This window comes from Chondrinema litorale (genome assembly GCF_026250525.1).
Classification (GTDB): Bacteria; Bacteroidota; Bacteroidia; order Cytophagales; family Flammeovirgaceae; genus Chondrinema; species Chondrinema litorale.
Window position 1 is genome coordinate 1,122,075 of the sequence record NZ_CP111043.1, and the last position, 14,786, is coordinate 1,136,860.

11 protein-coding genes and 1 pseudogene are annotated in these 14,786 nt (G+C 36.7%); 6 read left to right on the forward strand and 6 right to left on the reverse strand.

Annotation, left to right across the window (positions count from 1 at the left end; all coding sequences use genetic code 11):
* The first annotated feature begins 109 nt into the window (after window positions 1-109).
* From OQ292_RS04585 to OQ292_RS04600, 5 genes and pseudogenes are all read left to right on the forward strand, one after another.
* Entirely contained in the window at window positions 110-1,039 is a 930-nt protein-coding gene (locus OQ292_RS04585) for a homoserine kinase (RefSeq protein ID WP_284684874.1), read from the forward strand.
* Between the two features lie 57 nt (window positions 1,040-1,096).
* Complete coding sequence (locus tag OQ292_RS04590) at window positions 1,097-3,400, forward strand: glycoside hydrolase family 3 N-terminal domain-containing protein (RefSeq protein ID WP_284684875.1); 2,304 nt, start codon at window positions 1,097-1,099, stop codon at window positions 3,398-3,400.
* Window positions 3,401-3,498: 98 nt separating this feature from the next.
* Window positions 3,499-3,630, forward strand: a pseudogene (locus OQ292_RS41100) (transposase); the annotation flags it as partial.
* A 42-nt stretch (window positions 3,631-3,672) separates the two neighbouring features.
* Window positions 3,673-4,386, forward strand: coding sequence for an IS1595 family transposase (locus OQ292_RS04595; RefSeq protein ID WP_284683380.1), 714 nt, complete (start codon window positions 3,673-3,675; stop codon window positions 4,384-4,386).
* Window positions 4,387-4,576: 190 nt separating this feature from the next.
* Window positions 4,577-5,236 (forward strand): beta/alpha barrel domain-containing protein, encoded by a 660-nt coding sequence (locus OQ292_RS04600; protein ID WP_284684876.1) that lies wholly within the window; start codon window positions 4,577-4,579, stop codon window positions 5,234-5,236.
* A gap of 59 nt (window positions 5,237-5,295) precedes the next feature.
* On the opposite strand, the gene OQ292_RS04605 is transcribed toward OQ292_RS04600, so the two are convergent.
* From OQ292_RS04605 to fbp, 4 genes are all read right to left on the reverse strand, one after another.
* Window positions 5,296-8,787: an amidohydrolase family protein gene (locus OQ292_RS04605; protein ID WP_284684877.1), complete on the reverse strand. Its 3,492-nt coding sequence runs from the start codon at window positions 8,785-8,787 to the stop codon at window positions 5,296-5,298.
* Window positions 8,788-8,967: 180 nt separating this feature from the next.
* Window positions 8,968-10,884, reverse strand: coding sequence for an OmpA family protein (locus tag OQ292_RS04610; protein ID WP_284684878.1), 1,917 nt, complete (start codon window positions 10,882-10,884; stop codon window positions 8,968-8,970).
* Between the two features lie 200 nt (window positions 10,885-11,084).
* Window positions 11,085-11,468 carry a heavy-metal-associated domain-containing protein gene (locus OQ292_RS04615; RefSeq protein WP_284684879.1) on the reverse strand — a complete coding sequence of 128 codons (384 nt, stop codon included), beginning with the start codon at window positions 11,466-11,468 and terminating at the stop codon, window positions 11,085-11,087.
* A gap of 339 nt (window positions 11,469-11,807) precedes the next feature.
* Window positions 11,808-12,818 carry a class 1 fructose-bisphosphatase gene (fbp, locus tag OQ292_RS04620; protein WP_284684880.1) on the reverse strand — a complete coding sequence of 337 codons (1,011 nt, stop codon included), beginning with the start codon at window positions 12,816-12,818 and terminating at the stop codon, window positions 11,808-11,810.
* Between the two features lie 247 nt (window positions 12,819-13,065).
* On the opposite strand from fbp, the gene moaA reads away from it, so the two are divergent.
* Window positions 13,066-14,058: a GTP 3',8-cyclase MoaA gene (moaA, locus tag OQ292_RS04625; RefSeq protein ID WP_284684881.1), complete on the forward strand. Its 993-nt coding sequence runs from the start codon at window positions 13,066-13,068 to the stop codon at window positions 14,056-14,058.
* 7 nt (window positions 14,059-14,065) lie between these two features.
* Here the strand turns inward: moaA and OQ292_RS04630 are convergent, their stop codons facing one another.
* Both OQ292_RS04630 and OQ292_RS04635 read right to left on the reverse strand, forming a co-directional pair.
* The gene (locus tag OQ292_RS04630; RefSeq protein ID WP_284684882.1) at window positions 14,066-14,233 is read right to left on the reverse strand and encodes a hypothetical protein; all 168 of its coding nucleotides are present in this window, start codon (window positions 14,231-14,233) and stop codon (window positions 14,066-14,068) included.
* A 22-nt stretch (window positions 14,234-14,255) separates the two neighbouring features.
* Complete coding sequence (locus tag OQ292_RS04635) at window positions 14,256-14,729, reverse strand: hypothetical protein (protein ID WP_284684883.1); 474 nt, start codon at window positions 14,727-14,729, stop codon at window positions 14,256-14,258.
* Window positions 14,730-14,786: the final 57 nt, after the last annotated feature.

Sequence of the window (14,786 nt, forward strand, 5' to 3'; positions counted from 1 at the left end):
GTAATAATAGTTCAAATGTTAAAAATCAGGAGATGTAATTCAAATTTTCGCCTAGGAGATGTTTTTTGTTTTTAAATTTGACCTGATTCTTAAGCAAACAAACATAAAATTGGAAAATAGTATCAGAATTTTTGCACCTGCCACTGTAGCCAATGTTGCCTGCGGTTTTGATATTCTGGGTTTCGCATTAGAAAACCCGGGAGATGAAATTATTATTAAAAAGAAAGATAAGCCTGGTATTACTATTTTTAATACGACACCTTACAAAGGCATTCCTCTTAAAGCAGAAGACAATACCATTGGTGTTGCTATGCAAACGTATCTTTCTCACATTGCTTCTGATACAGGCTTTGAAGTCACGATAACGAAAAAAATTAAACCTGGTAGCGGTATTGGTTCAAGTGCGGCCAGTGCTGCAGCAGGTGTTTTTGGAGCAAATATGCTTCTAGATCAACCACTCAAAAAAGAAGAACTGGTACAATTTGCTATGCATGGAGAAAGAGTTGCTTGCGGCTCTGCACATGCAGACAATGTTGCTCCAGCTATTTTAGGTGGATTTGTATTGGTAAGAAGTTATTCTCCACTTGATGTAATAAGGTTAGATTTTCCAGAAGATCTATTTATTGCCATTATACACCCACAAATCGAAGTAAAAACTGAAGATGCTCGTAAAGTACTTCGTACTGAAATTCAGTTGAAAGATGCTGTAAAACAATGGGGAAATATTGCTGGTCTGGTTGCTGGTTTGGCACGAAAAGACTATTCCCTTATCGCTCGCTCATTAGAAGATGTAATTATTGAGCCAGTGCGCTCTTTATTAATTCCGGGATACGAAAAAGTTAAGAGAGCAGCGATCGATGCCGGTGCATTAGGTTGCAGTATTTCAGGTTCGGGACCTTCAGTATTTGCGCTTTGCCAAACTCAAGAAATTGCACATAACGCTTCAATTGCAATGGAAAAAGAGTTTGCAAATTTGGAAATAGACTCTGTTATATATAATTCAAAAATAAATCTTGAAGGAGTACAGATTGCCGAGTAATTAAATCATTCGGTTGATTTATAAGTCAGCAAATTCCAAATAATACAACCAATTATCATGAAAATACATACCGTAATAAAAATCTTATTGAGCATGTTTATCGCAAACATGCTCCTTTCTGCGTGTTCTTTCGATAGTGACCCACAAAGCCTCATTACAGATAAAAGGCGAATGGAGATGGAAAGAACCAACAATACAGCCATGGAAGAAAAGATAGAAGACCTACTTGGCTCCATGACGCTTGAAGAGAAAATTGGGCAAATGACCCAGATAAATAACTCTCAGTTTGCTAAAGAGATTTCTACACCAGCAAGCAGTCCGAGTGCACCTCCGGAAACGTTACTGGAAATCGATACTGCCAAATTAATTTACTATCTAGATAGTTTTCACATTGGCTCTTTTCTTAATGGAATTGCAGTACCGGCAGAAAACTGGTACAAGTATTCTAAGCAATTACAAGAAATCGCTTTAAGACACGATAAACATGGTATTCCTATAATCTATGGCGTAGACCATATGCATGGCGCCAATTATTTGGAAGGTTCCACCATTTTTCCACACAGTTTTAATATCGGTGCTACTTTCGATACCCAGTTTTCTGCTGATGAAGCATATGTACTAGGTTTAGAAACTGCCGACCTTGGCCACCACTGGATATTTGCTCCGGTACTCGATGTAGGAAGAAATCCATACTGGCCACGCTTCTATGAGACATATAGTGAAGATCCTTACCTTGCTGCTAGCATGGGCGCTGCTTATGTGAAAATGCTTCAAGAACATCCTCAAACAGCACCTTATAAACAAGCAGCCACTGCGAAACACTATATCGGTTATTCTGACCCAGACAATGGCTGGGATAGAACTCCTGCTACTATAGATAAACAACAGTTATACGAGTTCCATATTCCTTCTTTTAAAGCAGTAGTAGATGCAGGTATTAAATCTTTTATGATTAATGGAGGTGAAATAAACAGCATACCTGTTCATGCCTCTTATGAACTACTTACCTATGTACTTCGCGATCAGTTAGGCTTTAAAGGGGTAGTAGTAACAGACTGGGAAGATGTAATTAGATTACACACTACCCATAAAGTTGCTAAAGACATGAAAGAAGCCACTTTTAAAGCAATTATGGCTGGTATCGATATGTCGATGACTCCTTATACAACCGATTTCTGTGGAGCGCTTAAAGAATTGGTAGAAGAAAAAGTAATCTCTATGGACAGAATTAACCTTTCTGTTTCAAGAATTCTTAGAATGAAAATGGAGCTCGGACTTTGGGAACATCCATTTCCACAAGATACTCGCCTAGATCGTATCGGTAGAAAAGAGAGCAAAGCAAAAGCAAGAAAAGCCGCTGAAGAATCTTTAGTATTAATCAAAAATGAAGGTATTTTACCTTTAACTGCTCCTAAGAAAATTGTAGTTGCAGGGCACAATGCAGATTCTAAAAGAGGTTTAGCTGGTGGTTGGTCACTTCGTTGGATTACTTATGATGATAAGTTATATCCAGAAGACATGCCAACTGTTTACACCGCTTTACAAGATGCTTACCCAAATGCTCAGGTTCAATTAGCAGATCAAAAAACTTTAAAAGCAAGTGCAGCAGGTGCAGATGCAATTATAATTGCTGCGGGTGAAGAACCTTATTCAGAAACTCCGGGAAACTTCTCGAATCTTGAGTTAGACGATGAACAACTCGAACTAATTAAAACTGCTCAAGAAACCGGCAAACCTGTTATTCTATTAATGATTGCCGGTAGACCAAGAACCATTACAGATGTACTGCCAGATTGCGATGCTTTTATCTGGTGCGGATTACCTGGTTTTGAAGGCGGAACAGCTATTGCAAATGTAATTAGTGGCAAAGTGAATCCAAGTGGTAAAATGTCGTTCTCTTATCCGGCACAACCCGGCCACTGGTTCCCATACAACCACAAAAACATGGAGCTCTTCTTCGATTTTGATAAAGCACTATCAATGACAACCATCGCACCTTTTGGCTATGGTTTATCTTATACCTCATACAAATACAGCGACCTTACTTTAAGCGCAACTTCTTTAGATACAGAAGGCAGCATTACAGCAAGTGTTACAGTTACCAATACTGGAAACAAGGCTGGTAGAGAAGCTGTGCTATGGTTTATTTCTGATGAAGTGGGCACTTTCACTCGTCCAGTAAAAGCTTTAAAGCACTTTGAAAAATTAGAAATTGCTCCTGGCGAGGCTAAGACATTCACTTTCAAAATTGATGCTGGTGAACACTTAAGCTACCCTAATACCAAAGGTGAAAAAATTCTCGAACCGGGTGATTTTACTTTAAGAGTAGGCGATCAGGAAGTAGGTTTTGTTTTAGAATAAAATGATTATCCGTAAAGCTACCACAAAGTAAATAGGGTATGGTCTGCGCTTCGAAATTAGCTCAAAAACAGGTCATTATGGATAGTATTATTGAATTCATGGAAGCGTACCGCAATGAGCAGGTATGCCGTGAGCGTTTCAAGGAAATCAGGGATAAAGCAGGTGTTTGTTGCAAGAAATGCGGTAGCCAAGAGCATTACTGGCTAAATAGCAAGCAGATGTACCAATGCAAGTCATGCAGTTTTAGGACAGGCCTCCGCAGTGGCACCATCATGGAAGCTTCCAAACTTCCGTTTCGCTACTGGTTCGTTGCTATCTGGCTGATGGGCTGTAGCAAGAAAGGTTCTTCTGCCTGTAATGTGCAGAGGCAGCTCAATCATAAGCGCTATGAACCTATCTGGGCAATGATGCACAAAATACGCTCTGCGATGGGCCAACGGGACAACCACTACTTGCTGGGAGGCAATATTGAGGTAGACGAAGGGTTCTTTGAAACACTAGTACCCGAGGGGCAGAAGGAAGAGGAGAGAAAGCGGGGAAGGGGGAGCCAGAAGCAGACCATGGCGATGGTCTTTGCACAGACAGAGGTGGTGCTACAGCCTAAAAAACACCGCCCTTCTAAAAGGTGCAAGTATTTCAAAATGGCTGTATGCGCTGATTTTACAGTAGAAACTGCTAGAAATACGATTACCCGGCATGTTGCCCAGAATGCCAAGATGATTACAGATGGCTATTCAACCTATCAGTCACTGACAGGAGAGTTCGAGATGGATGTGGAAAAAGTGCCCTCAAAACAGGCCCATATCAAACTACCTTGGGTACATACAGCCATTGGGAATGCAAAGAAAGTCCTACAAGGGATATATCAGCATACAAGGCCAGGGTATCTACAGAATTATCTAGATGAGTTCTGTTACAAACTCAATAGAAGATACTTTGAAAATGATATTTTTGACAGAATATTAATTGCTTGTACGCTCACTTGAGCTTGTGGTAAGAATACGGATAATCATTTAGAATAAAAAGCCTTTTTTGTAAAACATCATCATAAAAAATCTGTAGGTTATTCATTTAACTTACAGATTTTTTTTGCTTAAATGATTTGAAAATTTAACATCAACTAACTCAAACATTTAGCTGCTTTGTTGGTATTTATCTTATCAAAATCCAATCAATATGAAGAAGATACCAGAATTTACAAGCAAACTCAGAAAAAATATAGTTACTGTTCCAGAAATTATAAATAATTGTTCTGGTATTCGTGTTTTTGGCCAACTACTTAAATCATTTTTGTTTAGTACAGATGTAGCTATAATTCGAAATACCAATGCCAATGCAATTATTGCTGTTTACCCATTTACACCTCAACCGTTAATTTCTCATTCACTTATTCTTGCTGCCGACAAACCAATTTTTTGCGGCGTTGGAGGTGGTATTACAACAGGAGAAAGATCAATCGAATTGGCTTTAGATGCTGAGTTTCAAGGTGCTTTGGGTGTAGTTTTAAACAAGCCAACACCTAACGAATTAATCAAAAAACTGAAAGACAAAGTAGATATTCCGGTGATAATCACAGTAGTTTCTGACAAAGAAGATTTTAAAGGAAGGATTGATGCCGGAGTAGACATTTTTAATGTTTCTGGTGCTGATAAAACCACAGACATTATTAAAAAAATAAAAGATATCAACAGCGATGTAGCCATTATCGCTACTGGTGGTAAGTCTGATGAAACCATTCAAAAAGCCATAGACACTGGTGCTAATGCCATTTCTTACACTCCACCAACCACTGCTGAGTTGTTTAAAGAAATTATGATTAAATATAGAAATGAATAAAAAAAGGAAGGCTTCCAATAGAAAGCCTTCCAAATAATCGATAGAGACAAGTAACAAATTTATTCTTTAATTCCAGGCAAACCTTCTGGTTTAACAGTTTGCCACCAGAATTTTTCAGCTTTCTTTTTATCAGGATAAACTTCGTCTAGGGTGTTGCCTTCGTAAAGTCTACCGTTTTTCATCACATACTGTATGGTGTTTGAGTTTCTGATGTTTTCTAAAGGATTTTCGTTCAAAATCACTAAATCAGCCAGTTTTCCTTCTTCTACAGAACCCAAATCTTTATCTAAACCTAAAGCTTCTGCGCCAATAATGGTCGCCACTTTTAATGCATCGTGGTTTTTCATTCCACCAGATTGCACAGACCAAAGCTCCCAGTGGTAACCCAAACCTTGTAACTGCCCGTGGCTTCCGATTCCTGCTAATCCACCTTCTTCTACTAAGTTTTTGATAAACTCAGCATGTTTCGGGAATACGTGTTCTTCGTCCATAAACCAGCCAGCTCTTCTTCTTGCTTTGCCTGCTAATTCTTCGTAAGGAGTGAAATACTGCATCTTAGGATCATTGTAAGGCTGCTCAGTTGCATAGTAATAATTCTCTGCAAATGGACCTCCATATGCCACTAACATGGTTGGAGTAACAGCCATTTGAGATTCGGCAATCGTTTTTACTACATCGCTGTAAATCGGATAGATTGGCAATGCATGCTCATGACCCGGATAGCCATCTAATAGTTGCGTCATGTTGAGTTTAAAATCAAGACCACCTTCTGTAGTTGGCATTAATCCTTGCTCTTTTGCGGCCATAATTATCCACTGTCTTTGCTGGCGATTACCAGTAAGATACATTTTAATGGTTTTGGTATTGTAGTACTCGCTATACTGTTTCAAAACCTTTTTTGCTTGATCTAAACTTTTGATATTGTATGCCCAGAAACCAACTCCCGGACCTGTAGAATAAACTCTTGGTCCATACAATTCACCAGCATCCACCAAATCTGAATAAGTTAATACATCTGTAGTAGCAGTTTGTGGATCGCGAGTCGTAGTAACTCCATAAGCCAAGTTTGCTGCATAAATCCAAACTTGTGTTTTATGGATGCCCCAAACAGGCCACATATGTGCGTGAGTATCAACTAAGCCCGGCATCACAGTTTTACCCTTCAGATCAATTACTTCTGCACCTTTCGGGACTGTTAAACTTCCACTTGTGCCTACTGCTTTTATTCGGTTGTTTTCAATTAAAATATCACCATTTTCGATAATCTCATCACCTTTCATGGTAATAATTCTGGCACCTTGTAGCAATGCAACTCCTTTAGGAATATCTTTTTTGATAAGTACTTCTATCTTATGCTCTTCGGCTTCATACTTATCTTTTTTCTTCTCATCTTCTTCTTCCTTTTCTTCTTCAACCTTTTCCTCATCATCTTTCTCTTCTTCCTTTTTCTCTTCTGCTTTCAATTTGGCTTCTTCCTTTTTAGCCGCTTTTACTGAATCTTCAAAAGCTTTTGCTTCATCTAAATCATATACAAAATGGCTATGCCCTAAAGACCAATGTACTTTTTTACCATCGGCAGACCAATAAGGAAATTCTCCACCTAACTCTGTTAGCTTCTTAGAAGGGAAAGAAGCACTTTCTGGATTTGAAACTGATATTTTAGGGGTTTTACCAACCTTAGGAACAGTAACTATATAAATCTCATTATTGATTTTTGCCAAAGCTTGATCGCCCTCCGGAGCCATTAGAATAACATCTGCCTTAGATGGTTCACTTACTGCTTTCATCTCCATTTCTTGTGGAAGTAAGCTAAAGTTGCTATGGCTATTATCATGGCTCTCAATTAGCTCACGCATACTACCAAAAGTAGTAATACCTGTTATTGCAACATGTTCCTTTTCGTCGGTTCCATCCCACCTGATAGAAACCAAACCTTTTGAGTAGTTATTGAGGTAGATTCGATCGTCGCTTTTAATAAAATGAGGATTACCACGACCATTGCTTTTTGTTATAAATTGAACTTCTCCACCATCGGCACTTATCCAACACAAATCTTCTGTAGCAGCAAAAGCCATCGGATCGTATGCATCTTTATAATTTTGAGCTTTACCTCTTGTAAATACAATTCTATTAGAATTAAAAGACCAAACAGGAGAACCATAAATTGCAGAAGCTTTAGTTAACTGTACAGGCTTTGGCTTACCTTCAATATTTACTTTGTATAGGTGCCCTCCTTCTGGTGACCAAGTGGTAAATACAATCCATTTTCCATCTGGCGACCAAGTTGGCTGCGCTTCAGTAAACTCATTTTTTGTAAGTTTTTCAGGTTTACCTGATGGATAATCCATTACATAAAGCTTGTTGAGCACAGTAAATGCGAGTTTAGAGCCATCTGGCGAAGGAACTGCATCTCTAATCTGCGTAGCAACTACTTCCTCTTTATCTTCAATAGGGAATTTAAACTCTAACCTTGGCCCCATAGGCAAAGAAACATTTACCTCAAATGGAATTTCTGTAGCTACTTTATCTGCAATTGCTATTTTATAAATTTTACCTCCGTAAGAAGTTACTAAAAACTTACTGTCTGGTGTAAAAGACATAGCAGGTAATACACCCAATGGAGCAATTGATTCCTGCTCGTCGCGCTGAACTGGGTAAGCTAACCAACTTTCGTCACCTGAATCTAAATTTCTGAGCATTAATCCGGTTTCATCTTCAAAGCGAGTTCCGTAAACCATCCATTTACCATCGGGTGAAAGGGTTGGTGTAAAAGCAGAACCATAGCGAGAAGTAACCACACTACCTTCACCAGCTTCAAGATCGTAGCATCCTATCTGATATTGAGGTAATTGTGCATTGTAATTCCATGCGCCACGTCTTTGAGAGAAATAAATCTTTGTACCATCTCCATTATAAGTTGGATCGGTGGTTTTTAAAGCGTCTGGCTTATCTGTAATTTGAATACCGCCACCACCATCTTTATGGTAAATGTAAAGTTTGATATTTCTCCTTCCTTTAGCTCCAACAACGTATTTGCCATCTGGACTCCAATCGGCAGAAAAGTAATTTTGGTTATTATCTTTCGTGATTTGTTTTCTTTCGTTGGTTTTCAAATCCATTGTCCAGATGTTGTCTGAACCACTAGAGTCTGAAACAAATACAATACTGCTTCCATCATTATTATATCGCGGATGCACATCGTATGGTAAACCGCTAGTAACTGCACGTGCATTGCCACCCACAAAAGGGATAATATATATATCGCCCATTAAATCGAAGACAATACTATCTCCGGCAGGGTTTACATCTAATGAAATCCAAGTACCTTCATTGGTAGTGAAAGAAACATTTCTTTCTGGTTTGAGGGGAAGTGCTTTTTTCTCGTCTTTCTTTTCAGTTTTAGTAGAATCTTTTTTGGTAGTATCTTGAAAAGCGAGGGTATAGTTGAGTAAATCTAAATCGTAGAGATCATTTGCTTTACTTGTTTGCCAGTTAGTTAATCCTGTTATACAAAATGCAAACAGGCATAATCTGATAAATTTTAAATTCATATGCAGTAGTTTTATCAATAAGCCAATTAATGAATTCTAAAGCTAGTAAATGGCAAAGTGAAAGGCTAAAAAAAATAATATATACCCATAAAATTGAGGATAAACGGCACAAAAAAGCCTGTTACAAAAATTGCAACAGGCTAAATTTTAAAATCAGAAAATACTGACTTTCAGTTCATCCTATAATATTTTAAACTCAATACGTCTATTTGAAGCTCGGTTCTCGTCAGAATCATTTGCAACTACCGGCTGAGTTTCTCCATAACCAATAGCAGTAAGTCTTTCTTTAGAAACACCTGCCTCAGTTAAATAATTTACAACAGCTCCAGCTCTTTGTTGAGAAAGTTCCTGATTAGCTGTATCTGAGCCCACATCATCTGTATGACCTCCAATCTCAATTTTTATGTCTTTGTTATCTTGCATAAAATTTACTAGCTTATCTAATTCTGTTTTAGATTTTGATAAGAGGCTATAAGAACCGAATTCAAAGAAAATATTATTGAGGGTTACTTTAGAACCAACTACTACTGGCTCAAGAGGAATATCCAAAGAAATTTCCTGTGATTCTTTCTCCGCTTTATAGTCAAAGCTCAAACTTTTATACAAGTATCCATTTTTATTTACATGTAATGCATATTCAGCACCTGCTGTGAGTACAATTACATACGATCCATTTTCCGCATCAGAATTTACAATCGAAATCACCTCATTACTCTCAATATCTGTCAATTCGATTTTGGCGTCTAGTACCTCTCCTGTTTTTACATCATATACTTTTCCCTTTACGATATCACTAGATTCTTTAATTCTAATTTCTTCTGGAATATCGAATGCGAATAGCGTACTGATTAGTTGCTGTCTTTCATCGCGAACTTCATGTGAGTAATACCCTTTCTTTCCATCTGCTGTAATTACCAGAGATACTTGATCGTGGTAATCGTTTATTGGATAACCAAGATTTTCGGGCTTTCCCCAACTGCCTTTTTCCTCTTTTTCTACTCTGTAAAGATCGTAACCCCAAAAACCTTCGTGCCCTCTAGATGAGAAAAACAATGTTTTACCATTTGCATGTATAAAAGGAGAAACCTCATTTAAAGGCGTATTTATAGGTTTGCCTAAGTTTACTGATGGCATCCAGTTTCCTTCTTTGTCTTTTTTGCTCATCCAAATATCGTTCTGCCCAATTCCTCCTCCTCTATCTGAAATAAAATATATTTCCCTACCATCGGCAGATAAAGCCGGCTGAGACTCCCATGCTTTTGTATTAATGTTACTACCCATATTTTCGGGGGTACTCCATGTATCGCCAGTTTTATAACTGATAAACAAATCGCAAGCACCATATACTTTTCTGTCGCTGTTTCCTACACATGCTGTAAAAATCATGGTTTTACCATCAGCCGAAATACTACAAGTACCTTCGTTAAATTTAGAACTCAATTCTTCAATTATGGTAGGATCTTGCCAATTACCATTCTCAAAATTTACTTGATAAATGTCTTCATTATCCCCTGTTCTACCAGTAAAAATCATGGTTTCTTTATCAGCAGTAAGTGAGGGAAAATACTGTTGGCGCAATTTGTTAACTGATGCAGGTAAAGGAACAGGCTCAAATTTCATAGGCTTTTTCATTGCCTCAATCGCATAATCAGAAGTTTCTATAATCTTATTTGCCAGATTAATATCGTTCACATACCGTGCACTTGGGTTCGAGCTGAGAAACTCTTTGGCATATTTTAAAGCCTCATTGTACTTACCTTCGGTAATATTAAACTCTGCCAAACGAATATATGCTGGGGCAAAAGCTTTGTCAGATGGTTTTAGGTCGGCTGCCGCCTGATAGTGTTTTCTAGCATTAGCTACATCTCTAAGAGAAAAATAAAAAAAAGCCAAATCACGATGAGCTTCAGCATAATTCGGTGCTATGCCCAAAGCTTTTTCCATGTTATTAATAGCTTTATTAAAATTTCTCGATCCGGCTGCTTCTCTTCCTTCCTGATAAAGTTTTTGAGCTTTTTTGGATATCTTCTGAGAAAACAGATTTTGAGTTTGAATCAGCGAGATGATAGTTAGCAGAAAAAAAATACTTTTTTTCATATCTTGATTAAAGTTAAAAAAATTACTGGTGCAAATACCAAGCAATACTTACACTCGACTAATAAAAGTGTCTTTAGTTTAATCGTAAAACTTTATACATAATTGCCTATTTAAAGGCCTGAAAAGCAATAATAGTTTCAATAAAAAAGGCAATGCTTTTAGACATTGCCTTACTAGTTGCTAATTAATAGTATTAAACCTCAATTACCTGCAGCTTTTAATGCAGGGGCTTTACAAGATTTAGGTAACATGTTGAATGCATCTTTATCTGCTTTTACATAATCTGCATCATATCCCATAGATGAGATTAAAGCTCTAATTTCGTCTCTATTTATCTTTTTAGATTTAAATTTTACAGTAAGCGTTTGTGAGTCATCTGCGAATTCTGTACTTACAATACCTTTTGTAAAAGTTAATTCATATTCGATTCTATCTTTACAATCTTGGCAATGAGCCGAAGTATTAATTTCTACTACTTGTGCTCCCTTCTCTTCTGTCAACTGCTCATTAGATTGTCCGAATAATGCGATTTGTAATCCTGCTAGTAAAAAAGTTAAAGTGGTGATTTTTTTTAAGCTATTCATATCTAAAATTATTTACAGTGTCCGTTGATTTCGCATTTATAACGGTGTAAGTTTTTTATATTGATAGCACTTTAATTTTATTCACAAACTAATTCTCATACTATTATTACAATCAAAATATAACACATTTTCAGAATAAAATACCGTTTATGCCTAACAAACACCTCTAATATTCTTATTATTATATCAATTACTTATTAAAGTAATATTTAAATACATCTAATATTCGCTTTTTAAGATATTTAACCTCAAGTAAGAATTACTTTCTTTTAGTAAAAACAAAGAAAAAACCCTTAGAAAAAGCTCCTAAGGGTTTCGCATATAAAAAGATATTGAGTTTTATGCTATTGAAGTTACATTGACTCGGTTTAGCACTTCTTTTACCATATTTTTTGAGCCAATATATAATGGTGTTCGCTGATGCTTTTCTTCTGGCTCTATTTCTAGAATTCTCTTCTCTCCATTAGAAGCGTATCCTCCTGCCTGTTCTATTATAAATGCCAGCGAATTGCACTCATAAAGTAATCTTAGTTTACCATTTTTGTATTCTTTAGTAGATGGGTACATATAAATTCCACCTTTTAATAGATTTCTGTGGAAATCGGCAACAAGAGAACCAATATATCTAGCTCTCATTTTTTTCTTTTTACATTCATCTATATAATCTTGTACACCTTGAGGAAAAGAATAATAGCCTCCTTCATTTACTGAATATATATTACCGTCTTCGCAAATGGTCATATCTGGATGAGAGAGGAAATACTCTCCTAATGATGGTTCGTAAGTAAATCCGTTTACACCGAAACCTGTGGTAAACACCAACATGGTAGAAGAACCATATAATATATAGCCTGCTGCTACTTGTTCTGTTCCTTTTTGCAATACATCTTCTAAAGTTGGTGGTGTGCCAATAGGAGATTTTCTTCTGTAAATTGAAAAAATAGTTCCGACAGAAACATTTACATCTATATTAGAAGAACCATCTAAAGGATCTATTGTAATGATATATTTTGCATTATGATTTTTAGTATCGATAATTTCAGCATTCTCTTCTGAAACTATACCACAGGTTTGCCCACCTCTTACCAAAGCTCTAGTAAACCTGTAGTCGGCGATTACATCTAGCATCTGTTGTCTTTCTCCCTGTATATTATCTGCTCCTATACTACCTTCGATTCCAGATAAACCTGCTCGGTTGATTTCCCTATTAATAATCTTAGAAGCCAACGCAATGTCTCTTAGTAACTGTGAAAGTTCTCCTGTTGCATAAGTAAATTCTTCTTGTTTTGCAGAAATAAAACGGTCAAGAGCAACCCCGATTGGTGAAGTAAATTTTTCAATACCTGTCATAATAACTCAATTATCATTTTTGCGAATCAGTTAAACTTAGCAAATTTTCGCTAAAAAATAAATATACAAAAAATTTCTTTTGAAAATTCTTAACAAGATTAAAGTAGCGCCAAAAAAACCACAGGGCATATTTTGAGTTTTATCTTCATATTTTCATACTTTTAGGTAATTAAGCGGAATTCTTTATTTATTAGCTTAGTTAACAAAGCAAAACTTCATTATAATTCACTTCACGTTGCAAAACCAAATGAAAATTACAGACAACTACAATAGACCAATAGAGTATATGCGCCTTGCTGTAACGGATCGTTGCAACCTGAGATGTTTTTATTGTATGCCCGAAGAAGGAATAAAATACCTCCCTAAAAAGGAATTGCTTACTTACGAAGAAATGGAGCGACTTGTACGTATCTCATCTGAAATGGGAGTAAACAAAGTAAGAATTACTGGTGGAGAACCTTTTGTAAGAAGAGGATTAATTGAGTTTCTTGAACGCATAAGAGCTAATACAGCCATTGAAAAAATTAATATTACAACTAATGGAGTGCTTACAAAACAATATATACCTCAACTAAAAGCATTAGGAATTACTGATATAAACCTTAGTATAGATACCCTTGATAGAGACAGGTTTTTCCAGATTACCAGAAGAGATGAACTTCCAAAAGTAATGGATACGCTCTACGAAATGCTGGATGAAGGCTTTAAAGTTAAGATTAATGCTGTGGTGATGGAAGGCAAAAACACAGAAGATATTTATGAGCTTGCCAAATTCACAGAAAAACATCCTGTAGAAGTGAGGTTTATCGAGGAAATGCCTTTTAATGGAGAAGGGAGTCATTATCCGGTTTTGAACTGGAACTTTAAGAAAATTCTAGAAGAACTCACTCAGCACTTTCCAGCAATAAGTAAATTACCAACCGAAAAAGCTGCTACTGCTGTAAAATACCAAATACCTGGTTATGCTGGTAACATTGGTATAATAGCCGCATTTACTCGTACTTTTTGTGGAAGTTGCAACCGTATTAGGTTAACTGCACAAGGCACATTAAAAACCTGCCTGTATGACAGTGGCGTACTTGATCTACGCAAAATACTCCGCAGTGAAGCTGATGACGAAACGATTAAAACTGCTTTAATTGGTGCTTTTAAAAGTAGAGCCAAAGATGGCTATGAAGCAGAGAAAAACAGGTCACAAGATAACAAAGTATCTGAGTCGATGTCGACAATTGGTGGTTAATATTGCTTTATATTTTGAACTGCAATTCGCCAATATAAATAAGATAACCTACATATAAAGCTGCTCCAACTATTATTACTCTCACTACAAGTTTGATAAATCCAGAAAGTAGCTTGCCAATATTTACAAGCGCGATTACTGCTACAATAGCAAGAATTATTAGCGAAAAATCCATAAAGTTAATTAAACCGTTCTAATCAATTTACGGAGAAACCACTAGATTCGTATGGGCCTACTACCTCAAATCCCCAACAATCTCCATTTATCCACATGGCGTATTGGTGTGCCCCTTCTCCGTTTTCTCTCAAAGATACGAGAATCATACCAGCTAGATGTTCAACAAGTTTAAAATAATCTTCAGAATCGAGTAAAAATGGGAAACCTTCTTTGAGTTTAGAGATGTCTGTTTTTTCGAGGATGAAGTTGGGCATAACTACACAGCTAAGTGAACCTGGCTCTGTGGAGGAAAATAGATGAACATCAAAAATTGAAAAACCTCTGTTTACAATATTTCCTGTAATAGAAATTCTATCATCGTCTGATAGCTTGATCTCCTGAACCTGATTGCTAAAACCAGTTTCATCAGCCAATTGCTCTATTATGGTATTTTCTTCAGAGAGATAGATACCATTGTATACAGGATAGAAGCCTTTGTAAAAATTGTTATTCATAGATAATAGCCCAGTACATTTATTTTCACTCAGAAATAGAGCTAATTACGGAAACTG

Bases quoted from the DNA above. Each gene is read 5' to 3' on its own strand.
- OQ292_RS04630 (WP_284684882.1), bottom strand. From the start codon at position 14,233: ATGGATTTTTCGCTAATAATTCTTGCTATTGTAGCAGTAATCGCGCTT.
- OQ292_RS04610 (WP_284684878.1), bottom strand. From the start codon at position 10,884: ATGAAAAAAAGTATTTTTTTTCTGCTAACTATCATCTCGCTGATTCAA.
- OQ292_RS04590 (WP_284684875.1), top strand. From the start codon at position 1,097: ATGAAAATACATACCGTAATAAAAATCTTATTGAGCATGTTTATCGCA.
- OQ292_RS04605 (WP_284684877.1), bottom strand. From the start codon at position 8,787: ATGAATTTAAAATTTATCAGATTATGCCTGTTTGCATTTTGTATAACA.
- moaA (WP_284684881.1), top strand. From the start codon at position 13,066: ATGAAAATTACAGACAACTACAATAGACCAATAGAGTATATGCGCCTT.
- fbp (WP_284684880.1), bottom strand. From the start codon at position 12,818: ATGACAGGTATTGAAAAATTTACTTCACCAATCGGGGTTGCTCTTGAC.
- OQ292_RS04615 (WP_284684879.1), bottom strand. From the start codon at position 11,468: ATGAATAGCTTAAAAAAAATCACCACTTTAACTTTTTTACTAGCAGGA.
- OQ292_RS04595 (WP_284683380.1), top strand. From the start codon at position 3,673: ATGGAAGCTTCCAAACTTCCGTTTCGCTACTGGTTCGTTGCTATCTGG.
- OQ292_RS04600 (WP_284684876.1), top strand. From the start codon at position 4,577: ATGAAGAAGATACCAGAATTTACAAGCAAACTCAGAAAAAATATAGTT.
- OQ292_RS04635 (WP_284684883.1), bottom strand. From the start codon at position 14,729: ATGAATAACAATTTTTACAAAGGCTTCTATCCTGTATACAATGGTATC.